The following is a 22,835-nucleotide window of genomic DNA, read 5'->3' as shown; positions in this document are numbered from 1 at the left end:
TCATTAATCTCATAATTTACAAAGGGTTATACCTCGCTAAGTGATAAATCAGTCAGTAGAGCCTGTAAGAACCTTGCGGCCTCGCCGCCGGTTAATGCTCGATGATCAAAGGTCAGGGACAGTGGAAGGATTTTTTGAATTTTCATTTCATTATCGATAGCCAGTATTTTCTCCCGAATAACGCCAGCACCGATAATTGCAACCTGCGGTGGAACAACAATTGGGTTAGCATACCTACCAGCAATCGTCCCGAAGTTGCTAAGAGTGATAGTGGCTCCCTGTAGTTCCTGTGGAGGGATTGTTCTGGCTTTAACGTCGTTTCGTAGATTATCCAAGCCACTACGGATATCGGTTAAATCCCGTGAACCGATGTCTCTTAATACGGGGACAAAAAGTCCTTGTTCAGTATCTACAGCGACACCCAAGTCAATTTTCTGGTGTATACGTCGGCTCAGTGACTGACCGTCAAACCAGGCATTAAACGCGGGCTCTTTGGCACATGCGTAGGCAATGGCATGGATTAACCTTAATGTGATGTCTGTCCCTTTAGGCCATGCATGAATATTGGCATCCTCATTTATGGTGACGGGCACAACTTCAGCGTGCGAACGACTCATGGCCAGAGCCATCTGCTTTCGTACGCCACGAAGGGGTTCCGCCTTACCGTGTAATTGGTCCATTTTTGAGGCTTTCTCTATATCCGCCGGTGTAACGCTGCCATTCCTGCCGCTGCCTCTGACTTGTGCAAGATCGATATTGAGCCGTTTTGCTAAAGCACGGACAGCGGGTGTGGCTTTGACTGATTCGCTAACAGTGCCAGAAGTCGGTGAGCCGATAATAAAATCATCACCGCTTTGGGTTTGTTGTGACGCAACCGGAATTTTGCCGACCACGGTGCCCGTGTCTTCTTCATCCTCGCCGGAAAATTCTAACAGAGGTTCCCCTGTATGGATGGTATCTCCAGCCTGGCCGAAGAGGTGCGCAATCACGCCAGACTGAGGCGAAGGGACTTCTATAATGGCTTTGGCTGTTTCTACGGATACAACGATTTGATCGGTCTGAACCTTGTCTCCTTCCTGTACATGCCATTCAAGAATTTCAGCTTCAGGGAGGCCTTCCCCCAGATCGGGTAATTTAAAATACTTCATGAGAACTCCAGTGTCTGAGTAACCGCATCGATAATGTCTTGCGTGTTAGGTAGATAATGATTCTCTAAACGGAAGTAAGGCATGACGGTGTCATAGCCTGTTACGCGTGCGATAGGCGCCTGTAATTCTAATAAGGCCTTTTCTGCGACAGTGGCAGCAATCTCCGCCCCAAGCCCCAGGTTTCTGGGGGCTTCGTGAATGATCACTAAACGCCCAGTTTTTCGTACCGAAGTAAGGATCGTTTCTGTGTCTAATGGACTGATACTTGCAACGTCGATCACTTCACAGTGAATGCCCTGCTCTTTTAAAGCGGCCGCAGCTTCCAATGTTTCAGTGATCATGGCCCCCCAGCTCAGCAGGGTGATATCACTGCCTTCGCGCAATGTGAAACACTTGCCGATGGGAAGTTCGACACCGTTATCTTCAATCTCTTGCTGTACACTGCGATAGATACGTTTGGGTTCCAGAAAAATGACGGGGTCAGGATCCCGCATAGCCGCCAGAAGCAGACCGTAGGCTCTGGCAGGGGAGGAAGGAATAACGACTTTTAAGCCAGGAATGTGAGCCAGTAATGTTTCAGTACTTTCAGAGTGGTGTTCAGGAGCATGAATACCCCCGCCAAACGGAGCACGAATAACCATAGGACAACTTAAACGACTACGTGTCCGATTACGCATACGAGCTGCATGACAGATGATGTGTTCAAGCGCTGGGAAGATAAACCCCATGAACTGAATTTCAGCGACAGGCTTCAAGCCTTGTGTTGACATACCCACCGTCAAGCCGGCAATCATGGTTTCAGCCAGAGGTGTGTCCATGACTCTTTTTAGGCCAAACTCTTCGCGTAAGCTTGCGGTAGCTCTGAATACGCCACCGTTAACACCGATATCCTCCCCGAGAAGTACAATGCTGTCATCTCGGCGCATTTCTGAGGCCAGTGCAAGATTTACTGCTTCCAGAAGGCAAACTGAATGTTTCATGATCATTCTCCTTCCTGATGATGGCTGCCACCAGGCATTGCTTTCACCACAGCCCAATCACGCTGTTCTACAAGGTGTTCAGGGAGTTCGGCATACATATGATCAAAAAATGATTCAACTGCTTGTGGCGCCATCTTTATGTAGTTGTCTGCTGACTTTTGCACGGTCTTATTAATTTCATGGAGAAGCGCTTTCTCTTTCTCTTCATCCCACCAACCCTGATTGACCATATGGCCGCGCAACCGTTTAATAGGCTCCCTGTGCCATGCAGCCTTTAACTCGTCATTGTCACGGTAACGGGTCGCATCATCAGCAGTGGTATGGTCGCAAAGCCGGTAGCTAACCGCCTCAATCAGGGTAGGTCCTTTACCCTCATAGGCACGCTGCAACGCTTGATTGGTTGCTTCACGCATAGCGATCACATCATTACCATCTACCTGAATTCCAGGTATGCCTGCGGCAATGGCTTTATCAGCCAGGGCGTTGGCCGCACTTTGAATCTCTCGGGGTACAGAAATAGCCCATTGATTATTGTTAATGATAAAAACGACCGGAAGGTGCCATACGCCAGCAATGTTAAGGGCTTCCATAAAGTCGCCTTTGGAGGTGCCCCCGTCCCCTATAAAAGTCACCGTCGCTTGTTTGAGATTGTTAATCTTCATAGCGGTTGCGACTCCACAGGCATGTAATGACTGTGTAGCGATAGGGACTGCATTTGGAAAGTCCTTACCCATCTCTATGGCGGCATTACCCCGTTCATCTCCCCCCCAATATAGAAAGGCGTCTTCAAGTGGGAGCCCGCGGATTATCTGGCAGGCATGGTTGCGGTAGTAAGGCACCAGAACATCATCACTCTGCATGCTGAGCGCAACGGGTACGTCTATACCCTCAGAGCCAAGCAGCGATGCGTAAGTGCCTAATTGTCCTGTGCGTTGTAGTGCAATAGCCTTTGTGTCGAACTGTCGGGCCAGAACCATGAAGTGGTAGCATTTAAGAAACCAGTCAGGCTCTTCAGCCCACTTGGGGAGTGCCTGAGTGGGTACGCCTTCGCAATCAAGGAACTGTAAGTGGTTCTGAGTATTCATAGCCATCTCCTGAAAAGTTAAGGATTAGGCTGCTGAATTTATTTTCTCTGCAGCAGCAAGGATGGATTCCGCCTGACGATTAGCAACCCGATGAACGCCAGAGCCTGAGGTTATTGATTCCTGATAGAGCTGGTGGAGTGCCGAACCAATATGATGTACTTTGCTTTTGATGGCTTGTTGCGAAAGCCCTGCATATCTGGAAGCAACAAAAATTAATCCTCCAGAATTAATTAAGAAGTCCGGCGCATATAAGATTCCTTTTTCGGCCAGTTGATCGCCGTGACGATCTTCCGCAAGCTGGTTGTTCGCAGATCCTGCAATAATACTGACCTGAAGTTTTGCGACAGTATCATCATTGATAATTGCTCCCAGGCCGCATGGGCAGAAGACATCGGCATCTACACTGTAAATATCTTCCGGATTGACGCTTCTTGCATTAAATTGGCTCTGACATAGCTTGATGGGATCGGGATTAATATCTGCAACCGTCAATTTTGCGCCAGCATTGTGAAGTAGTCTGGCTACTTCAAAGCCAACGTGCCCAAGCCCCTGAATGCTGATATGAATTCCAGATAGTGACTCTTTTCTTAATTTGAATTTTACAGAGGCCTTAATACCTTCAAACACCCCTTGGGCGGTATAAGGGGAAGGGTCTCCGATTGCGCTTGTACAAGTGACAAATCTGGTATGTTTACTGATTTGGTCCATGTCACTCACCTGGGTACCGCTATCCATAGCCGTAATATAATCACCGCCTAAGCTTTCAACGCATTTACCAAACTCCTGCATCAGCGAACTACGATTAAAGTCACCTTCAGGGCGGATAATTACGGCTTTAGCACCACCGTGGGGTAGTCCAGCCAGAGCGGCTTTGTAGCTCATGCCTTTGGCAAGGCGAAGTGCGTCGGTAATTGCATCTTCTTCGTTTTTGTATGAGATGAACCGACATCCACCGATTGCAGGTCCTTTTAATGTCGAGTGGATGGCAATGATGGCTTTTAAGCCTGAGTCTGGATCACAAAAAAGCTGCAGACGCTGGGTATGATTGCTTTCCATCTGTTTAAACATCACGGGGTCCTCCGTCTGTATTACAGGAAAACATAAGCAATTATCCGTAGATGCTTTTGCTGGGTATGCAGAGTATCTACGTACTACTCATTTAATATGGATCTTTTGGATCACTTACTAATCTGGATAGCACATCTTTGGGCAAGGTGCGTTGCTGAAAATTCAATTTTTTTGGAACTTATTTTTCTTTTTTGCGTCTGCAACAAAGGCTGATTGTTCAGCAATTATCTAAACTTCGCGGCTTTCTGGTCGAAAACGTGTTGCGAACACGAAAAAAATGAATCGATTCGAAAAATTGTTTTTTTATGGTCAAATACAGTCCAATTACATCTGAATATCGTTATAATCATTGGTTTGTTATTTCGGGGAAACTAACGCGAATGAAGAAGGGATTAATCAGTTCTCTATTTGTTCTCAGTGCGACAACAATTGCATCTGCAAATGTTTATGCTGAGGATAGTAATCGCTATGGTTTATCTGAAGGCAACGAAGAATTATTACTAAGCGGCCTTAAAAACCTTAAAAGCCATGAATTGGATTCTGCGTTATCGGATTTGAAAGCGCTGACAGAAAGGCGCCCCGATTTCCGATTAGCTCAGCTGGTTTATGCTGATATTCTTGCGGCGCAGGCTCAGGGGTCTCCTTTAAGTGTTCGAGGTTCGGACCACCGAAACAAAATTGATGGACTGATTTCAGAGGCAAAAGCACGTTTGCTGATGGATATGGAAAAACCATCCAGCAATATGCTCCCTGCCGATATGATGAAACTTTCTCCTTCCCAGAAGCATGTCATCGTTGTTGATACCCGATTGTCGCGTTTGTTTCTTTTTGAAAACCAGAACGGTGTACCTGTGCTGGTAGAAGACTTTTATGCATCATACGGGCGTGGAGGAACGGGCAAGGTCAAACAGGGTGATTTGAAAACGCCTCTTGGGGTTTATTTTATTACCAACCGCCTGGAAGATGAAAAACTACCTTCGAGATACGGTTCAGGGGCTTTGCCTATCAATTACCCCAACGTCTGGGATCAGCGTCTGGGTAAAACAGGAAATGGTATATGGCTGCACGGGTCACCCGTTGAGACATACAGCCGTCCACCCAAAGCCAGTGAAGGCTGTATTTCGCTGACAAACCCGGATTTCATTAAACTGGATTCCCAGATTGATTACCTGAATACTCCGGTGTTGGTCGGTCATAATATTCGCTGGATTGAAAAACAGGACTGGGTTGCCCAAAGTCAGCGCTTTGAGCAGCTAATTGAACGTTGGGCTTCAGATTGGGAAAGCCAGAATCATCAGCGTTATATCGCTAACTATTCACAAGCATATGCCGATGGAAAGCGGAACTTCTCCCAGTTTTCTACCTATAAAAAGCGTGTAAATGGCGCTAAGGAATACATCAAAATTGGTGTCAATGATCTTAGCGTATACCGCTACCCCGATAACCCTGACTTAGTCGTAGCGACATTTAAGCAGGACTATCAAAGTAGTAACCTCAGCGGCTCATCCGTAAAAAGGCAATACTGGACGTTCGAAAGTGGGCGCTGGAAAATTGCTTACGAAGGTCTTCCATCTAAAGGTAATCCTTAGCCTTAACTCTTTCTAGCTGACTATAAAAGGGGTCAAACTTTGAGCGATGCCAGCTTTACGTCCGCAGACCTGTTACTGACAAATCTTGTAGATCATCAGGTAATAAGAATTGAGGGTAGTGGACGCTGGATGAAGGGTGTTGTTGATAGCATCCTTTCAAGTCAGGATCATAGTATTGTTTTGGACGGTGAGTTGAATCTGAACGCTGTTCAAAGCCGTTTGGCTGACTATCTTAAGGTTGAGGATGATGCTTCTTTTATTCAGCAGGAGCTAAAAAGCCGTTTAGCGCGGGGGATTCGTTTACACATCATTATCGATGCGAATGATGTTGAAGAAAATGCGCTAGTGTACCTTCTCGGTTTACCCTCTATTTGTGATGAGCAAGGTTCTGCGACGACAATTATTCTTGTGTCTACCCCCGAATTGGTGAAAGTACTTAAGTCTTCATCGGTGCTCGCAGCAAAACTGGATGGTTACTACCAGGAAGAGAGAGAGGTTACTGTTTCTGCGAAAAGCTCTACTAAACCCGTAGTGCTGGGTGTTGCAGTAATCTGCTTAGCAGCTGGTGGCTGGCTCTACCTTCAGCAGGGTGAAGGGCAAAACGAAAAGTCCCCTGAGTTAGCTAAACCCGTAGTTGTTGCTCCGGAAGTTAAGATTATTACTGAACAGCCGTCTGAGGCTGAGGCTGAAAAAACAGCTGGAATAGTGGCTGACAAAAAAACAGAGCCTAAAAAAATCTCTACTGAATCAGTGGTTCAGACTAAGCCAGAAGAGCCTGAGGTCATGCAAAAGGCGGCTCAAGCTGAAGTATTGGATGACGCGCCCAAAGCAGCGCATACCTCTGAAACTGAAAAGGTCGTCAATAAAGAGCTATTGGCTGATCTAACCGCAACAGTGGCTAAAGCGAAATCCAAATTAGACAAAGAAACGCCATCTAATGAAAAGTCTCAGAAGCGTCCGCTTATTATAGCGTCGGTTGAAGATAAGCCTGAGCCTAAAGGCAAGCCCACTGTACAGAAGGAATCTATGTCTGCGGAGGTCAGCTCCAAGGCGATAGCTGAGGAATCAAAGGCGGATATAGAAAGAGAGCTTAAGAAACCCAAGCCAGCGCCGCCTGTTTTTGTGGCTAACAATGAAGCTGAGGTGAGGAAGGTCGTTAAGCAGTGGGGAGATGCCTGGGCTGCTCAGGATTGGGAAAGCTATATTAATAGCTATTTACAGAATACTAAGCCTTATGGCGTGAAAATGCCGCTTGAAGAGTGGCGCGCTTTCCGTAAAAAACGTTTATTGACCCCAGCCTGGATAAAGCTTGAAATAGGCGAGCCAAAATTGACCCGTTTAAACACGCACTGGTACCGAGCTGAATTTTATCAACGCTTTGAAAAACCGGGTTATGCAGATGAAACGACCAAGCGGCTTGAGCTGACGTTAACCTCAAGCGGCTGGAAAATTGCTTCTGAAGCAACGGATGGGACGGTTGTTCTGAAGCGTCCCGGGGGGTAAAAATAAAAAAAGCCTGAATATTCTCAGGCTTTTTTATATCTTAGTTAATTAGCCCAAGGCTTCTTTCCAGGCTGATTTTCCACTCATCATCGGTCTTGATCAGCATAATGCGTTTCCTGACCGCATCTTTATATGTGTCAGACTGATAGCGCTGCTCAAACTTTGCCTCAGCAAGATTATCTCTGAGTAACTTCACCTTAATATCATTCAGGGAAACCTTGATAAATTTAGGCTTGCTCAAGCGTGCTTGACGTTGTGCAGTCCACTGGGAGTGAGTCAGTTTTGCATTTGGGCGATATTCGGCTGTATAAGAATCGATATAGCCTTGATAGTCTTTAGCGCTCCAGGCTTTACTCCAACTGAGCAAGTGTTGCTTGATCGCTTCTTCAGCTGATATTTCTTGAATATCCGCTGATACTGATTCTTCTGGAACAGGCGTCGTAATAGTGGGTTCTTTTAGCGTATTCTCTGTTTCTGTATCGGCTAGCTGAACTTTAACTGCCTGTGCCGCTTGCTGAGTAGTGTCCACTTCTGCCGTTTCAGATGTTTCTTTCTGCGTTTCAACAACAATCGTGGGGCTACTCACCTCAACCACAGCAACCTCTTCCTTAATGGCTGTGCTCTCTACTGAGATCGGTTTAGTAGTAACCGGGTTAGATTCGCGCATGGGTTCAGTGTTGCTGGCAACTACCAATTGAGGGCTTTCGATTGAAGCGTTAGTTGGGGCCTGATTGATCATCGCAAGGTCTGGGCCCGAAGATGCGCTACCCAGATCGAGAGCCTTATTGTATGCCTGAGAAGCCAGCGTTGCATATAACTCTTTTAGGTTTGTGTGCACTTGGGCGTAACTTGGGTGAGTCTGGAAGGCTTGTTGCAATGTCTCAATTGCCTTGGGGTAGTTACCCTCTTCAGAGTAGATAACCGCTAAGTTATTAAAAGCTTCCGGGCGGTCAGGAAATGCAACAGTCAGATCCTTAAAGATGCGCTTAGCTTCTGTTTTATCACCCATATTGCTAAGTACGATGCCTTTTGTCAGTTGGGCAGAAGCCATCTTAGGTTGGTGTGATAGTAGAGTATTAACACTTGCTAAGGCTTCGCGATGCTGGCCTTCGTGGCTTAATCGCAGAATATGTTCAATTTCAGGCGTTGAAGCCGATGCTATTGGGGTCGATACGCTTACTGTAGTGATGTAACTGTTCGTATTGGATACTTGCTTTTCAGTCGGGCCCGCCGCCGTTGCTTCACTAGGTTGCCCACTTAAAATTGCCTGCTTCTCTTGTGCGATCCATTTTTTAACTTCGGCGAGTTTGGAATTCATCCACTCTTCGTTGATCTCTTTAGGGCGAAGGTCTGCCTGAGCAGATGCCTTTTCAGGATCGCAACTGTAGTCGTTAGACCTACCGCCTTTGTAGCAATATTCTTCAGTAACTTTGTTATTGGCATGTTGTGTAGTCTGAGTTTCCGGAGAAACCTGATTCAGCGCTCCACAACCTACTAGCAAAGAGGACGATACCAGGGTGCCGATTGTTGTTTTTAAGAGGCGTTTTCCAGTATTAACTTCAAATTTAAGCATGTATTAAGGCACATTAAGAGATGATGTTGAGCCAGATTATACGCATATAACTAAACAAGTCATATTCAAACAACTGTTTTCGCTACTGGTCGCACATATTAATTAATGGGAGAATGTTGTGACAGCAGTGGTCTGGTTATTAAAGCAATTAGCAGATTGAGAAGGATGTACATCAGGTGAGAACTATAAGCCGGAAATTTTTATTGTTTCTATGTATGAGCTTTTCTGTCTCTAGCGTAGCTGAATCGACTGGAAATGATTGGGCTTACCCCATGCAGCCAGGTGAATCTGTATGGAGTATCGCACATGAATTGCTTACTGACTGGCGTGAATGGAAAACCATTGAGCGGCTGAATAACGTAAGCAATGACCGGCAAATGGCACCGGGTACCGTACTGCAAATTCCCCGGGCATTAATCAATGAAAAGCGTTCTGATATTCAGATCCTGGATGTGTCAGGTACTGTTACAGCTGAGGTGCTAATGAAAGAGGGGGCTGCTAAAGCTCATCTTCCCTTAGTACGCGGGCAAAGTTTGGGGCAAGGTGACCAGATACGTACGGCAGCTCAATCTACTGTGCTCTTGGAATTTGATGATGGTACTCAGGTTCTGATAATGGAAAACAGCTTGTTACGTATTGAGCAAGCGACCGTCGTTGGCAATAAACGAAAAGTTGTTGATATAAAGGTGTTCCTGAAGGAGGGGGAGGCTGAAATTCGCGCTAACCCGGGTAAAGTGCCAGGATCACAATTTCTTATTGATACTCCGGTGGCTTTTGCAACCACCAAAGGAACCACTTATCGAGTCAGAGCTCAGAAAGAGCAAACAGCGGCAGAGGTGACGCAAGGATTAATTGGAGTAGGGAACAACAAAGGTACAACGCGTGTGAAGCAGGGCTTTGGTACTTTGACCAAATCGGGCAAGCCTCCAGCGCCACCTAAAAAATTGCTAGCTGCACCTGAATTACCGGAGCTATCAGCTACAATCAGATACCTGCCGGGCAAGTTAAGTTGGGGTAAGATGACTGGCGCTGCAAGCTACAGAAGCCAGATATCCCCTGAGTCGAATTTCAACTCGATTGTTTATGATAATCTTAGCGATCAGCCCAAAATGGGTCTGCCGGCAACGCTTTTAGATCAAGCATACTGGTTGCGAGTGAGCGCCATTGATAAAGGTGGCTTGCAGGGTTTTTCGACAATCAGAAAAATCGATATTGATGCAAGGCCATTTCCGCCAATCAGGCAGGCACCTAGGCCAACTGATTCTATCTATGTTGGCGATGTTGAATTTGCCTGGTCCCAGCCTGAGACAGCTGAGAGCTTTATTCTGCAAGTATCAGAGACGGACGACTTTTCAGTACTGACTTTAGATGTTGAGGGGATCAGCGATACGCGTCATACCGCAATTATTTCTAACGCTGGTGATTATTTTTGGCGAGTTACCAGTGTGGCCTCTGATGGCGAAGTTGGGCCGTTGGGTTTTACCGGGAAGTTTAAGGTGAAGCCTGTACCGCCAAAGCCGGAGCTAAAAGAACCTGTCAGTAGTGAAAATGAGGTTTTCTTTAGCTGGCAGGAAGAGGAAGGTGTTAAGGAATATCAATTACAGCTTTCTAAAGATGAGAATTTCTCGGAGTTAGTTGTCGACAAGAAAACTGCACAAGCGGAATTAGCCGTTGATAAGCCTCAGCCAGGAAGTTACTTTTTGCGGGTAAGGGCAATCGATGCCGACGATTATGCGGGTGAGTGGAGTCCTGTGCAAAAGGTTGTTCAACCTGTCGAAAACTGGTGGCCAATGATTGTGACAGGTGCTTTATCTGTCATTTTGATACTCTGATGACGGCTAGATTCAGAACGCTCTTCTTAATCATTTCGATCCCGGTCATCACTATTTTGGCTGGGATCTCAGATTATCCCCCAAGCTTTGATCGTTGGGGTTATGATCAGTTAAATAGCTATTTTAAGCCCATCTCAGTAGCTGAAAACAGAATAGTACTCATCGATATTGATGCAAAGAGTATTGATCAGTATTCGGGTTGGCCTTTATCAAGGGAGTTACATGCCAGGGCGGTTGAAAAATTAACTGCCGCTAAGGTCGCGTCTCTTACCTATAACATTGTTTTTGCCCAGCCTGATCTGAGTACGGGTTCTAATGATCCGCAATTGCTGAAAGCGATTAAAGCTAATGGTCGGGTTGTGTTACCGGTTATTGCCGAGCATGGCAGGGAGATCTACCCCTTTGCGATGCCTGCTGTGGACGGTGCGGTTTATGCTCACGCTGATTTGTCGACAGACATTGATGGTCATCTGCGTCGGAGCTATCTTTGGGCTGGAATGCAGTTTCCGCGATGGCCGAGTATGGCTCTGGCAAGTTTACAGAAATATGCCCCTGTTAAAGCCAATGACCATTCAGGGCTGAGGACACCTTACCTTCATATTGCCTTCTCTGATTTATGGAGCCGTGACCATAAAATCTGGCTGCCAATGGGGGCGGGCAGTTTTTTGCACGATGTTCAGCGTTATCGTTTTTCAGAGTTGATCACAGGCCAGATACCTCAAGATCAGTTAAGAAACAAAGCTATATTTGTGGGAATTTCCGATGAAAGGATTGAGCAGAAAATCCCCGTGTATGCTGATCAACGATTCTTTTCGACTGAGATACACGCATTTGTGTTTGCCGGTTTGAATCAGGGGTTTGTTTTATCTCCGTCCTTACCAGTGTGGTCAACCGGACTTGGAATTTTTTCCGCATTCTGTCTTGCTAGTGTCTTATTACTAGTAATGCCGCTTTGGGCGAGGTTGCTCTTTCTCTGCCTATTTGGGACCAGTGTGAGCATGCCGTTGCTATTAATCGGTGAAGGGTACTGGATCAGCTATTTCCCTTCATTGGTGGGTATCGCCGTGGTATTGCTTATCAGTCTGTATAAGGTGATGAGCAACAAACTAAAAAAAAGCCCCGTATAACGGGGCTTTTTTAATTGTTCTTTGCTTATGATTGTTCGCGCGCGATCGCCCGGTAAGCAATATCTTTACGGAAGTAAGCACCTTCCCAGCTAACTTTATCCAGCAGTTCATAAGCACGTTTCTGCGCTTCTGTTACGGTTTCGCCAAGCGCAGTTACGCACAGTACACGACCGCCTGCAGTCACAACGTTCTCGCCATCAAGCTTAGTGCCAGCGTGGAAGATTTTAGTGCCTTCAGGGCATTCTGCAGGAAAAGAGATCACATCGCCTTTGCCGTAGGAGCCAGGGTAACCGCCTGCTGCCATAACAACGCCAACTGATTTGCGCTCATCCCACTCTGCTGTGGTATCAGCAAGCTTCTTATCCAGTGCTGCATTACATAGGTCTACTAAGCTGGATTTTAGGCGAAGCATAATTGGCTGAGTTTCAGGGTCACCGAAACGACAGTTATATTCGATAACCTTTGGCGTACCGTCTGCTTGGATCATCAGACCGGCATACAGGAAACCAGTGTATTCATTGCCTTCAGCTTTCATGCCGTTAACCGTTGGCATAATCACTTCGTCCATAATGCGCTGATCGATCTCTGCTGTAACAACAGGGGCAGGGGAGTATGCACCCATGCCGCCTGTGTTCAGGCCTGTATCGCCATCGCCTACACGTTTGTGATCCTGGCTTGTTGCCATTGGCAGAACGTTATCACCGTCAACCATTACGATGTAAGACGCTTCTTCGCCTTCAAGGAATTCTTCGATAACTACACGGCTGCCTGCATCTCCGAATGCGTTGCCAGCCAGCATGTCTTTGATTGCATCTTCTGCTTCGGTCAACGTCATGGCAACGATTACGCCTTTACCCGCTGCAAGACCGTCAGCTTTAACTACGATAGGTGCACCTTTTTCACGAACGTAAGCTAGTGCAGGCTCAATTTCAGTGAAATTTTCGTACTCTGCAGTAGGGATTTGCTGGCGAGCTAGGAAGTCTTTAGTAAAGGCTTTGGAACCTTCAAGTTGTGCAGCACCTTCAGTTGGGCCGAAGATACGCAGGCCTTCAGCCTGAAACTTGTTAACTACACCTTCAACCAGTGGTGCTTCAGGACCTACGATTGTTAATTCAACCTGATTGTCTTTGGCAAATGTAGCCAGACCTTCCAGGTCCATTACATCGATAGCAACATTCTGCATCTTATCTTCCTGTGCAGTTGCTGCGTTACCTGGGGCTACAAAAACCTGTGCGACCTTTTTATCTTTTGCTACAGACCATGCCAGAGCATGTTCACGGCCACCTGATCCAATTACAAGTACATTCATTTCTTAATCCTTCTTTGCAGAAAACCCCGCGCCTGATTACTCAGGCCGGGGTTTGTGGCAATAAGCTTTGCCTGCAAGGGAGCAAGCAGGCTTATCGCTGTCTTAATTCTTAGTGACGGAAGTGGCGCATGCCGGTGAAGACCATAGCCATACCATGTTCATCCGCTGCATCAATCACTTCCTGATCGCGCATCGAGCCGCCTGGCTGAATAACACACTTGATACCCGCAGCAGCTGCGGAATCAATGCCGTCACGGAATGGGAAGAATGCGTCAGAAGCCATTACTGAGCCTTCAACTTTAAGGCCTTCATCTGCCGCTTTAATGCCAGCAATTTTGGCACTATAAACACGGCTCATCTGACCTGCACCGATACCGATTGTCTGACCATCCTTTGCGTATACGATTGCATTGGATTTAACGAACTTGGCAACTTCCCAGCAGAAAAGAAGATCACGGATCTCTTGTTCTGTTGGCTGTACTTTAGACACTACTTTAAGTTCAGATGCATCTACACGGCCAAGATCAAGGTCTTGTACTAGTAGACCACCGTTAACGCGTTTGTAGTCAAAGCCATGTGCACGGTTAGCAGACCATTCGCCACACTCAAGTAGGCGAACATTCGGCTTAGTCGCAACGATGTCGGATGCTTCCTGAGTTACTTTGGGCGCAATGATCACTTCAACGAACTGGCGATCAACGATCGCTTTAGCTGTGTTGCCATCCAGTTCCTGGTTGAATGCGATGATGCCTCCGAAAGCAGATGTTGGATCAGTCTGGAAAGCACGGTTGTATGCTTCCAAAATGTCTGCACCGACCGCTACACCACATGGATTTGCGTGCTTAACGATTACACAAGCAGGCTCTTTGAATGATTTAACGCATTCAAGGGCAGCGTCAGTATCCGCTACGTTATTAAAAGAAAGCGCCTTGCCTTGTAACTGGCGCGCTGTGGAAACAGAGGCTTCTGCTGGCTCTTCTTCAACGTAGAAAGCAGCGCGCTGGTGAGGGTTTTCCCCGTAACGCATATCTTGTGCTTTAACGAACTGAGTGTTGAAAGTACGTGGGAAATCCGCTGGTTTCTCATCTTCGCCTTCAACGATTGCGCCCAGGTAGTTAGCAATCATGCCGTCATAGCCTGCAGTGTGCTCGAACGCTTTTACTGCTAGGTCAAAACGAGTTTTGTGCGTTAGACCTTTTTCGGAATCCATTTCAGCTACAACACTGTCGTAGTCAGAAGCGTTTACGACAATAGCAACATCTTTATGGTTTTTTGCCGCTGAGCGAACCATCGTTGGTCCACCGATGTCGATATTTTCGATCGCCATAGGTAGATCACAATCAGGGCGAGCAATAGTAGCAGCGAACGGATAAAGGTTAACAACAACCATATCGATTGGGTTAATCCCGTGTTCGGACATGATGCCATCATCCTGACCGCGACGACCCAGAATGCCGCCGTGAACTTTTGGGTGAAGCGTTTTTACACGTCCATCCATCATTTCTGGGAAGCCTGTGTAGTCCGAAACTTCAACTGCTGGAATGTTGTTATCTTTTAACAACTTATACGTTCCACCTGTTGAAAGGATCTCGACGCCGCGAGCGTTTAGGGCCTGTGCGAACTCAACGATACCTGATTTATCAGATACGCTAATGAGTGCTCGGCGAACCGGAGTGATGTTCTCTGCCATTGTGTCTGGATTCCGAGTAGTCTAGAAAAAGGATTAAAGTAAACCGTACTGTTTCAGCTTCTTGCGTAATGTGCCGCGGTTTAGACCAAGCAATTGCGATGCCTTAGTCTGGTTGTCCTTGGTGTAAGTCATCACCGTTTCGAACAGTGGTGCTTCAATCTCAGCAAGAACCATTTGATAAACATCCGTCACAGGCTGACCATCCAACTGACGGAAATAATTATTCAGAGACTGCTCTACGTTATCACGCAGGGTCTGATTTGTAGCTTCTGCTGAGTTGGAAACGAATGTTGGTTGTTTAATTTCTTTGTATTCCACAGTACTAAATATCCAATCTAATTAGGCTGCCACACCATTAGTAAAAGCTTCTTCAAAGAATGCTTCTATGGCGGCGGCCTGATCTGCTGCTGTTTCTAATATATTGAATTGCTTGCGAAAGCTACTTCCGTTGGGTCTGTTCTGCAGGTACCAGCCTACATGTTTGCGTGCTATTCGTACGCCCATGTAGTCTCCGTAAAAGGAATGTAACTCCTGCAGGTGTGCCAACAAAATTTCCCTAACCTCTTTCAGAGTCGGGGGGGGCAGGATTCTACCTGTACGCAGGTAGTGATCAATCTCGCGAAATAACCAGGGACTTCCCTGAGCTGCTCTGCCAATCATGACAGCGGCACAACCTGTATGCTCCAAAACCTGCTTTGCTTTTTCAGGTGAGCTGATATCACCGTTAGCAAAGACGGGAAATGACACTGCATTCACTATATCCGCGATGGTGTTATATTCTGCCTCTCCCTTATAACCGCAACTACGGGTCCGACCATGGACAGCCAGTGCTTGGATGCCTGCGTCTTCAGCGATCTGCGCAATGGTAATACCGTTGCGGTTTTGCTGATCCCAGCCAGTCCTTATTTTTAGAGTGACAGGGACGTCAACGGCATTAACCACTGCATGGAGAATATCGCTGACTAACGCTTCATCTTTGAGCAGTGCTGAACCAGCCGCTTTATTGCATACCTTTTTTGCCGGGCAGCCCATATTGATGTCAATGATCTGGGCGCCGCGCTCTACATTCATCGCAGCTGCTTCAGCCATCATTATTGGATCACCGCCAGCAATCTGAACAGATCTGGGTTCAGCTTCGCCGGTATGGTTTAAGCGGTAGGTGGACTTTCGTGATTTCCAGAGGCGGGTATCTGATGTCACCATTTCTGAGACCACCAGACCTGCTCCCATGCGTTTACACAACTGCCGAAAAGGGCGGTCAGTAACGCCGGCCATTGGCGCCAGGATAACCTGACTGTCAATGCTATATGGGCCGATCTGGAACATAGCGTGCCTTAAAAATAGTTAAAAAGAACCCGCAGCATCACGAATGACACTGTTAATTGAGCGGTTAGGAAGGCGAACAATCATACTCCTTCAGAGGGGGCTCTCCAAGGATTTTTTTGATGATTTTTTGAACAATTTTTCTTGATTTTTTATTGTTGTGACGCTAGCAGTTCAAGCGAATAGTTTACCCCTCGAGGGCCGGGGGACATCAGCTCAATGGTTACTTGTACCAATTGATTGATTGGCATGGAATTTTCACTTGCAAGGCTGCTGTTCAGGTAATCTGCGGGCTGAAGAACTCTTTGCGCGACAGGTCTGCCTTTGAGGTCGGAGAAGGTTAATGCGAGAGCTGGATAGGGTTGATGGAAATCAGCAAAGTTGAGTAATGCCAGGTCGATAATAACTGCATTTTCAATTTGTGGGTGTTTGTGAATGCGAAGATGCTGGTTTTTTATTCGAGACACATCGCTACGCTGTGGGAGGTCGCAGTTAATATACAAGCAGCTGTGTGAATAAATTACTGCTAGGTTGGGGTGGGAGTATAGCTCTGAGCGATTAAACCAAAGGGATTGGCCAAGCAGAACCACAAGCGCCAAAGTGAGTGCAGTGAACCAGCTCCATGAGATGTGCCTTTGAGTAACAGGGCTGTTCAGAATGACAGGCTCAACTTGAATATGTAATGGATTCTCGCTGGATTCCTCTTCGGGAATCGTCTTGATCACTGAATCGAGATTGTCCCTAGGTTCATGTGATGTAACCTTTTGCGTTGGAGGGGAGGGTATCTTTTCTTGGCTAATAGCTACCTTTTCAGGTAATGAGGCAGTCGCCTTCTGCTTCTTTACCGCTCTTCTCTTTGGATTTTTTTTGGGGTTTTCCTGAGGTGCGCGGGTTTGTTTTTGTGGTGTAAATGGGGACGCTTCAGCCGTCGATTGGTTGTGCTCCAATGCTGAAAAGACGAATAAGCAGCTACCACAACGGACCTGCCCATTCGCGACTTTTAATTGGCCTGGAGTCACCCGAAACTGGGTAGAGCATCCAGGGCATTGGGTAATGATACTCGCGTCCTGCATGATTATGCGCGTTTTGTTCCGGTTACTCTGATCCAGCCCTCTTTAATGCTGATCGGTTCTAGATCAAACCAGGCTGAGTAGGTCTCGCAAATTTCTTCACCCTGATTCGCAAGCAGCCCGGAAAGGCATAATTTGCCACCCGGTTTAACCAGGCTTTGAATTGTCGGCGCAAGCTGAACTAATGGGCCAGCAAGAATGTTTGCTACCAGAGTATCTGCTTGTTCAGACGGCTGATCTTCTGGCATGAATACTTCCAGAGAGTCGCTGCTGAGTTTGTTTCTTTGCAGATTGTCTTTTGTCGCCTGTAGCGCTTGAGGATCAATGTCGATGCCAATTGCTTGCTTGGCACCTAGCAGCAAGGCTGCAATACCTAAAATACCTGAGCCGCAACCGTAATCAATAATGTAATGATCATCAAGCTTCTGAGCATCCAGCCATTCGAGGCAGAGTGCTGTGGTTGGATGCGTGCCTGTACCAAAGGCAAGGCCAGGGTCGAGCATCAGATTAACGGCTTCTGGCTCCGGTGCTTCTCGCCAACTAGGGCAAACCCACAGGCGTTTGCCAAATTGCATCGGATGGTAATTTTCCATCCATTCTCTTTCCCAGTCCTTGTCCTCAAGGATTTCGGCTTTAATTTGGGGAAGAGTTTGGTCGGGGAAAAGGGTGTAGTGACCTTGTTTGATCTGTTCGAGCGTTTCTTCAAGATTATGCTCTGCGGAGAACAGGCCGGTGATTGTCGTGTTGCTCCAAAGAGGAGTAGTACCAAGATCAGGTTCAAAGATAGGCTGATCTTCCGAATCTTCAAAGGTTACCGCGGCACAGCCTGCCGATAACAGGAGATCTTCGTAAGGTTCGGAGCGTTCAGGGGTGATCTGAATTTTAATCTGCAGCCAGGCCATGCGTGGTTTTCTTCCATATCAAACAGTTACTTAGACACATAGTATCGGTGATAAACCAAAGGATGAACAGAAATGCTGATAATTAGATATAAAAAAACCCGCTTATGCGGGTTTTTTTTAGGAGTAATTGCTACAGGCCGAGCTTTTTCTCGAGATAGTGGATATTTACACCACCTTCCTGGAACTTGGTGTCCGCCATAATTTCTTGCTGCAGGGGGATGTTACTGCGAATACCATCAACCAGCATTTCATCCAGTGCGATGCTCATACGACGTAATGCCGTTTCGCGATCTTCACCAAAGCTGATGAGTTTAGCGATAAGAGAATCGTAATGCGGAGGAACGGTGTAGCCATTGTATAGATGCGAATCTACACGGATTCCGTTTCCGCCTGGAGCATGGAAGTGCTTGATTGTGCCAGGGCTCGGAAGGAAGGTTTTTGGGTCTTCTGCGTTGATTCGGCATTCAAAAGAGTGCCCTTGTACAACAACGTCTTCCTGTTTTATTGCTAAAGGCAGGCCAGAAGCGATTCGCAGCTGTTCCTTAACAATATCAACACCGGTAATCATCTCTGTTACTGGATGTTCGACCTGAACACGCGTGTTCATTTCGATGAAATAGAAACCGCCGTTTTCGTACAGGAATTCGAACGTACCTGCACCGCGATAACCGATTTCAATACACGCATCTACACATGCCTGTAGAACCTGAGCGCGAGCATCAGGGTCAAGGTGAGGTGCTGGAGCTTCTTCAACTACCTTTTGATGACGGCGTTGCATCGAGCAGTCACGGTCATAAAGGTGGATCGCGTTGCCCTGTCCGTCTGCAAGAACCTGTACCTCAACGTGGCGCGGGTTTTCCAGGAACTTCTCCATGTATACGGTATCATCACCGAATGCTGCTGCGGCTTCAGACTGTGTAACATGAATAGAGCTTATTAGCGAAGCTTCAGAGTGAACAACACGCATGCCGCGTCCGCCACCACCAGCAGCTGCTTTGATAATTACCGGATAGCCGATACGGCGGGCAATTTCGTGAACTTTCTCCGGATCTTCGGGCAGTGCGCCATCAGAACCAGGAACAGTCGGTACGCCAGCTTTCTTCATCGCTTCAATAGCAGAAACTTTATCACCCATCAGGCGAATAGTGTCTGCTTTCGGGCCAATGAATGTGAAACCAGAGCGTTCTACCTGTTCAGCAAAATCAGCATTTTCAGCTAAGAAACCGTAGCCCGGGTGAATACCTACGGAATCGGTAACTTCAGCTGCGCTGATAATAGAAGGAATGTTCAGGTAGCTTTTCGGTGACGGGGCAGGGCCAATACAAACAGCCTCGTCAGCCAAGCGTACATGCATAAGATCGCGGTCCGCGGTGGAGTGGATAGCAACTGTCTTGATATCCAGCTCTTTGCAGGCGCGAAGGATACGAAGCGCAATTTCGCCTCGGTTCGCTATGACTACTTTATCGAGCATCGAATGGAAATCCTTAGTAGCTTGAGGCTTATACGATAGTAACCAGTGGCTGGTCGAATTCTACCGGCTGACCATCTTCAACCAGAATCGCTTCTACAACGCCAGCTTTATCAGCTTCGATCTGGTTCATCATCTTCATCGCTTCAACGATACAAAGAACGTCACCTGCTTTAACAGTCTGACCTACTTCTACGAATGCTGGGGAGCTTGGAGATGGTGCGCTGTAGAACGTACCTACCATTGGTGATTTAACAACGTGACCGGATGTTTTCGGTGCTTCAGGTGCTGCTTCAGCAGCAGGTGCTGCTGCAGGTGCCGCTACAGGCGCAGCCGCAACAGGTGCTGCGATCGGAGCTGCTGCAACAACGCTTGAGCCACGGCTGATGCGTACTGACTCTTCACCTTCTTTGATTTCGATTTCATTAATGTTGGATTCTTCCAACAGTTCAATCAGCTTCTTGACTTTACGAATGTCCATTCTGATTTATGTCTCTCTAAACTATCAGTATATGTGTTTGTTATTTTGCAATTTTGCTGATCGCTGATTGCAAAGCAAATTCGTATCCCTGCGCGCCAAACCCGCAAATAACTCCATCAGCCACATCAGAGAGATATGAATGATGACGGAAAGACTCGCGTGCATGTACGTTGGATAGATGTATCTCTACAAAGGGGATACTGACACCAAGCAATGCATCACGAATAGCGACACTTGTGTGGGTAAAGGCCGCGGGATTTATAATTATGTAGGCAACCCCTTCATCTTGAGCTTCATGAATGCGCTCAATCAGGACGTACTCGCGGTTGCTTTGACATTGTAATAGTTCATGCCCTTCCTGCTTAGCTTTTTCAATTAAGCTGTTACAGATATCTTCCAGGGTGTCATGACCATATACATCCGGCTCGCGCTTACCTAAAAGGTTTAGGTTAGGGCCATTTAAAAGCAGGATTTTAGCCATGATATCTACCTGTAAGTGGACAGAACTTGGTTATCAACGAGCATAGTTTGCCGTAGTCCGTTAAGGTTGTCTATAAGTTAGCAAGTTTTTGCTGTTTTGCCACATTTTTACAGAAAATACCTTCTAAATCCCTGCGAAGACTGAACATAAAATGAATTTTTGCTGCTCTTTTGTATAAGCGTGATCTTAAGTTTGTTCTTTAGTAGATTTTACCGGTTAAATATCTGCAAGATTGTTGACGTTAGGGTCATAATTATGGATATTGCAATGCAGTAATGAATGATTTTTTGCTGATTTGATCAAAGGAAGAATTGCAATGATTAAGCGTGTGGTTTTTAACCAGAAAGGCGGGGTGGGTAAATCCAGTATTGCAATCAATTTGGCAGCGATTAGTGCCGCAAAGGGAAAACGTACCTTAGTTGTCGATCTGGATCCCCAGTGTAACTCCAGCCACTACCTTTTGGGTGAAAACTATCAGGATGTGACACCTGATATTCGCGACTTCTTTGAGCAAACTCTGACCTTTCAGCTAAAGCCGCAGGGCCCTGAATTCTTTATTCATCAAACTGAGTATGAAAACCTTAGTCTGATACCCGCGAATTCAGATTTAGGTGATCTGCAATCTAAGCTTGAATCAAAGCATAAGATCTATAAGTTGCGCGACGCTCTGGATAAGTTGGCTGATCAGTATGACGAAGTTTTTATCGATACCCCTCCTGCTTTTAATTTCTTTACTCTTTCTGCCTTAGTTGCTGCTGAGAAGTGCCTGATACCTTTTGACTGCGATGAGTTTGCACGTCAGGCATTATATAGCCTGTTGTCGAATGTCCATGAGACCCGTGAAGATCACAATGAGGCGTTGGAGGTTGAAGGTATTGTGGTGAATCAGTATCAGCCAAGAGCCAGTTTGCCTAAGCGTATAGTGCAGGAACTGCTGGATGATGATCTGCCAGTGCTGGAAACAAAGATATCATCATCGGTTAAGATGAAAGAGTCGCATGATGATACGCGTCCGCTGATCCATATGGCGCCTAAGCACAAATTAACTCTACAGTTTGAAGCTTTATACGATGAGTTATCGGCTTAATATGAGTTGAAGAAATATGCAGGGGTTACTCGTTGGTTTCTTCTTCTTTTTTTAAACTGGCAATCCATACCATAAGTAGTGGGATGCTGATGGTTAGAATGACAATTTCTGCAAAAGATTCGGACATAGGGTATCCAGATAGTTAATCGAATCTTGATTCTAACCTTAAGATCTTTATGTGCAAAAGAAAAAAATTCATAAAAAAGGCCGCTTAATTAGCGGCCTTTTTTTTAAATGAATTAGCAAGCAGATTTATCTTTATCGGATTTTGCGCAGGCTATTGATTCAGGCGCGACCACCGCGCTGCCAATTTTTAGTTGGCCGTTGTGTTCGCCGACAAATAACTGGGTGGATGTGCGTTTTCCTTTGTTGCTGATATAAACGATATTCAACTGACCTGATGGTTTAAGGTTCAGTTGATAAGTTTTACCGTCTTGTACATAGCTAGGGTTCAGGTCAGCAGGTATCTCTTCAATGTAGATGCGGCGGATCTGGCGCCCCTTAAAACCTGATTTAATGAACTTCTGCAGTGAGCGGCGAGATTCTTTATCAACGCCTTCCCAATTAATCAGGTTAAAGATGCCTTGAGCATCACGGCTTGCGAATGAATTCAGGTAGTTCTGGACAAATAAGCTGTTTTGATCGGCGAGCGCCGTGCTAGAGATCAGGGCAACTAAAAGTGCCGCAAAAGTATTGCGAAGTGTCATTCTTTCACCTTTGTGTTATTTGTTTTCCTGAGACAGCTCAGCCTAGTATAACTATTTTTTAGCTTACGAAAAGCTGAATTCAGTATATCTATCGGCAGCTTGAGGCAAAAAAAAACCTCGCGAAAGCGAGGTTTTTCGAAATAAAGAGGATTATTTAGCTGCTTCGTAAGCTTTCGCTGCTTCTACGATTGCTGCTTTAGCTGCTTCTGCGTTATCCCAGCCTTCAACTTTAACCCACTTGCCTTCTTCCAGACCTTTATAGTTCTCGAAGAAGTGCTTGATACGGTCAAGCTCAAGCTGCGGCAGGTCAGAGATGTCGTTAACATCTTTGTAAGCTTTAGTTAGCTTCTCGTGAGGAACTGCAACAAGTTTAGCGTCTTCGCCAGCTTCGTCAGTCATGTTCAAAACGCCA

The 22,835-nt window shown here is 46.4% G+C and carries 21 protein-coding genes; 5 read left to right on the top strand and 16 right to left on the bottom strand.

All coding sequences use genetic code 11. The annotated features are described in order from the left end of the window. Positions 1-26: 26 nt before the first annotated feature. From MED92_RS13970 to MED92_RS13955, 4 genes are read right to left on the bottom strand one after another with little or no spacing between them, the layout of a single operon-like run. The gene (locus tag MED92_RS13970) at positions 27-1,148 is read right to left on the bottom strand and encodes a dihydrolipoamide acetyltransferase family protein (RefSeq protein WP_007022211.1); all 1,122 of its coding nucleotides are present in this window, start codon (positions 1,146-1,148) and stop codon (positions 27-29) included. Beyond that, complete coding sequence (locus MED92_RS13965; RefSeq protein ID WP_007022210.1) at positions 1,145-2,134, bottom strand: alpha-ketoacid dehydrogenase subunit beta; 990 nt, start codon at positions 2,132-2,134, stop codon at positions 1,145-1,147. The genes MED92_RS13970 and MED92_RS13965 overlap by 4 nt, the downstream gene beginning before the upstream one ends. Beyond that, a complete protein-coding gene (gene pdhA, locus MED92_RS13960) occupies positions 2,131-3,213 on the bottom strand; it encodes a pyruvate dehydrogenase (acetyl-transferring) E1 component subunit alpha (protein ID WP_007022209.1) in 1,083 nt (360 codons plus the stop codon). The genes MED92_RS13965 and pdhA overlap by 4 nt, the downstream gene beginning before the upstream one ends. A gap of 24 nt (positions 3,214-3,237) precedes the next feature. Then, the gene (locus MED92_RS13955; protein WP_007022208.1) at positions 3,238-4,281 is read right to left on the bottom strand and encodes a Leu/Phe/Val dehydrogenase; all 1,044 of its coding nucleotides are present in this window, start codon (positions 4,279-4,281) and stop codon (positions 3,238-3,240) included. 380 nt (positions 4,282-4,661) lie between these two features. Here MED92_RS13955 and MED92_RS13950 point away from each other — a divergent pair, with 380 nt between their 5' ends. Together MED92_RS13950 and MED92_RS13945 are read left to right on the top strand one after the other, a co-directional pair. After that, a complete protein-coding gene (locus tag MED92_RS13950) occupies positions 4,662-5,870 on the top strand; it encodes a L,D-transpeptidase family protein (protein WP_007022207.1) in 1,209 nt (402 codons plus the stop codon). A gap of 39 nt (positions 5,871-5,909) precedes the next feature. Continuing rightward, positions 5,910-7,373 (top strand): L,D-transpeptidase Cds6 family protein, encoded by a 1,464-nt coding sequence (locus tag MED92_RS13945; protein WP_007022206.1) that lies wholly within the window; start codon positions 5,910-5,912, stop codon positions 7,371-7,373. 40 nt (positions 7,374-7,413) lie between these two features. On the opposite strand, the gene MED92_RS13940 is transcribed toward MED92_RS13945, so the two are convergent. Further along, positions 7,414-8,946, bottom strand: a complete 1,533-nt coding sequence (locus tag MED92_RS13940) for a tetratricopeptide repeat protein (protein WP_007022205.1) — start codon at positions 8,944-8,946, stop codon at positions 7,414-7,416. A gap of 215 nt (positions 8,947-9,161) precedes the next feature. Between MED92_RS13940 and MED92_RS13935 the strand changes: the two genes are divergently transcribed. Further along, a complete protein-coding gene (locus MED92_RS13935; RefSeq protein WP_007022204.1) occupies positions 9,162-10,778 on the top strand; it encodes a FecR domain-containing protein in 1,617 nt (538 codons plus the stop codon). Continuing rightward, positions 10,778-11,905 (top strand): CHASE2 domain-containing protein, encoded by a 1,128-nt coding sequence (locus MED92_RS13930; protein WP_007022203.1) that lies wholly within the window; start codon positions 10,778-10,780, stop codon positions 11,903-11,905. Before MED92_RS13935 ends, MED92_RS13930 begins: the two co-directional genes overlap by 1 nt. A gap of 25 nt (positions 11,906-11,930) precedes the next feature. On the opposite strand, the gene purD is transcribed toward MED92_RS13930, so the two are convergent. The 9 genes from purD to aroQ form a co-directional block, all read right to left on the bottom strand. Further along, a complete protein-coding gene (gene purD / locus MED92_RS13925) occupies positions 11,931-13,214 on the bottom strand; it encodes a phosphoribosylamine--glycine ligase (RefSeq protein ID WP_007022202.1) in 1,284 nt (427 codons plus the stop codon). A gap of 109 nt (positions 13,215-13,323) precedes the next feature. Next, complete coding sequence (purH, locus tag MED92_RS13920) at positions 13,324-14,904, bottom strand: bifunctional phosphoribosylaminoimidazolecarboxamide formyltransferase/IMP cyclohydrolase (RefSeq protein WP_007022201.1); 1,581 nt, start codon at positions 14,902-14,904, stop codon at positions 13,324-13,326. A 33-nt stretch (positions 14,905-14,937) separates the two neighbouring features. Further along, positions 14,938-15,222 (bottom strand): DNA-binding transcriptional regulator Fis, encoded by a 285-nt coding sequence (gene fis, locus MED92_RS13915; protein WP_007022200.1) that lies wholly within the window; start codon positions 15,220-15,222, stop codon positions 14,938-14,940. A 21-nt stretch (positions 15,223-15,243) separates the two neighbouring features. Further along, the gene (gene dusB, locus MED92_RS13910; protein ID WP_007022199.1) at positions 15,244-16,230 is read right to left on the bottom strand and encodes a tRNA dihydrouridine synthase DusB; all 987 of its coding nucleotides are present in this window, start codon (positions 16,228-16,230) and stop codon (positions 15,244-15,246) included. Between the two features lie 149 nt (positions 16,231-16,379). Further along, positions 16,380-17,300, bottom strand: a complete 921-nt coding sequence (locus tag MED92_RS19090) for a zinc-ribbon and DUF3426 domain-containing protein (RefSeq protein ID WP_007022198.1) — start codon at positions 17,298-17,300, stop codon at positions 16,380-16,382. A gap of 2 nt (positions 17,301-17,302) precedes the next feature. Further along, the gene (gene prmA, locus MED92_RS13900) at positions 17,303-18,199 is read right to left on the bottom strand and encodes a 50S ribosomal protein L11 methyltransferase (protein WP_007022197.1); all 897 of its coding nucleotides are present in this window, start codon (positions 18,197-18,199) and stop codon (positions 17,303-17,305) included. A 130-nt stretch (positions 18,200-18,329) separates the two neighbouring features. Beyond that, the gene (accC, locus tag MED92_RS13895; protein ID WP_007022196.1) at positions 18,330-19,670 is read right to left on the bottom strand and encodes an acetyl-CoA carboxylase biotin carboxylase subunit; all 1,341 of its coding nucleotides are present in this window, start codon (positions 19,668-19,670) and stop codon (positions 18,330-18,332) included. Between the two features lie 28 nt (positions 19,671-19,698). After that, positions 19,699-20,148: an acetyl-CoA carboxylase biotin carboxyl carrier protein gene (gene accB, locus MED92_RS13890; RefSeq protein WP_007022195.1), complete on the bottom strand. Its 450-nt coding sequence runs from the start codon at positions 20,146-20,148 to the stop codon at positions 19,699-19,701. A 40-nt stretch (positions 20,149-20,188) separates the two neighbouring features. Then, a complete protein-coding gene (aroQ, locus tag MED92_RS13885; protein ID WP_007022194.1) occupies positions 20,189-20,629 on the bottom strand; it encodes a type II 3-dehydroquinate dehydratase in 441 nt (146 codons plus the stop codon). Positions 20,630-20,945: 316 nt separating this feature from the next. On the opposite strand from aroQ, the gene MED92_RS13880 reads away from it, so the two are divergent. Continuing rightward, a complete protein-coding gene (locus tag MED92_RS13880; RefSeq protein ID WP_007022193.1) occupies positions 20,946-21,716 on the top strand; it encodes a ParA family protein in 771 nt (256 codons plus the stop codon). Positions 21,717-21,955: 239 nt separating this feature from the next. Here MED92_RS13880 and MED92_RS13875 read toward each other — a convergent pair whose 3' ends face one another. After that, complete coding sequence (locus tag MED92_RS13875; protein ID WP_007022191.1) at positions 21,956-22,423, bottom strand: hypothetical protein; 468 nt, start codon at positions 22,421-22,423, stop codon at positions 21,956-21,958. A gap of 150 nt (positions 22,424-22,573) precedes the next feature. Beyond that, a partial coding sequence (locus MED92_RS13870) for an inorganic diphosphatase (RefSeq protein ID WP_007022190.1) occupies positions 22,574-22,835 on the bottom strand: 262 nt, incomplete at its 5' end.

This window comes from Neptuniibacter caesariensis (assembly GCF_000153345.1).
GTDB classification, from domain to species: Bacteria; Pseudomonadota; Gammaproteobacteria; order Pseudomonadales; family Balneatricaceae; genus Neptuniibacter; species Neptuniibacter caesariensis.
This window is presented reverse-complemented; position numbering and strand designations above follow the sequence as displayed.

What these genes read in the sequence shown, in the direction of transcription:
- MED92_RS13950 (WP_007022207.1), top strand. Translation starts at nt 4,662, where the DNA reads ATGAAGAAGGGATTAATCAGTTCTCTATTTGTTCTCAGTGCGACAACA.
- dusB (WP_007022199.1), bottom strand. Translation starts at nt 16,230, where the DNA reads ATGTTCCAGATCGGCCCATATAGCATTGACAGTCAGGTTATCCTGGCG.
- MED92_RS13880 (WP_007022193.1), top strand. Translation starts at nt 20,946, where the DNA reads ATGATTAAGCGTGTGGTTTTTAACCAGAAAGGCGGGGTGGGTAAATCC.
- MED92_RS13970 (WP_007022211.1), bottom strand. Translation starts at nt 1,148, where the DNA reads ATGAAGTATTTTAAATTACCCGATCTGGGGGAAGGCCTCCCTGAAGCT.
- purD (WP_007022202.1), bottom strand. Translation starts at nt 13,214, where the DNA reads ATGAATGTACTTGTAATTGGATCAGGTGGCCGTGAACATGCTCTGGCA.
- MED92_RS13935 (WP_007022204.1), top strand. Translation starts at nt 9,162, where the DNA reads ATGAGCTTTTCTGTCTCTAGCGTAGCTGAATCGACTGGAAATGATTGG.
- MED92_RS19090 (WP_007022198.1), bottom strand. Translation starts at nt 17,300, where the DNA reads ATGCAGGACGCGAGTATCATTACCCAATGCCCTGGATGCTCTACCCAG.
- MED92_RS13955 (WP_007022208.1), bottom strand. Translation starts at nt 4,281, where the DNA reads ATGTTTAAACAGATGGAAAGCAATCATACCCAGCGTCTGCAGCTTTTT.
- MED92_RS13930 (WP_007022203.1), top strand. Translation starts at nt 10,778, where the DNA reads ATGACGGCTAGATTCAGAACGCTCTTCTTAATCATTTCGATCCCGGTC.
- accB (WP_007022195.1), bottom strand. Translation starts at nt 20,148, where the DNA reads ATGGACATTCGTAAAGTCAAGAAGCTGATTGAACTGTTGGAAGAATCC.
- prmA (WP_007022197.1), bottom strand. Translation starts at nt 18,199, where the DNA reads ATGGCCTGGCTGCAGATTAAAATTCAGATCACCCCTGAACGCTCCGAA.
- purH (WP_007022201.1), bottom strand. Translation starts at nt 14,904, where the DNA reads ATGGCAGAGAACATCACTCCGGTTCGCCGAGCACTCATTAGCGTATCT.
- accC (WP_007022196.1), bottom strand. Translation starts at nt 19,670, where the DNA reads ATGCTCGATAAAGTAGTCATAGCGAACCGAGGCGAAATTGCGCTTCGT.
- aroQ (WP_007022194.1), bottom strand. Translation starts at nt 20,629, where the DNA reads ATGGCTAAAATCCTGCTTTTAAATGGCCCTAACCTAAACCTTTTAGGT.
- MED92_RS13875 (WP_007022191.1), bottom strand. Translation starts at nt 22,423, where the DNA reads ATGACACTTCGCAATACTTTTGCGGCACTTTTAGTTGCCCTGATCTCT.
- pdhA (WP_007022209.1), bottom strand. Translation starts at nt 3,213, where the DNA reads ATGAATACTCAGAACCACTTACAGTTCCTTGATTGCGAAGGCGTACCC.
- MED92_RS13965 (WP_007022210.1), bottom strand. Translation starts at nt 2,134, where the DNA reads ATGATCATGAAACATTCAGTTTGCCTTCTGGAAGCAGTAAATCTTGCA.
- MED92_RS13940 (WP_007022205.1), bottom strand. Translation starts at nt 8,946, where the DNA reads ATGCTTAAATTTGAAGTTAATACTGGAAAACGCCTCTTAAAAACAACA.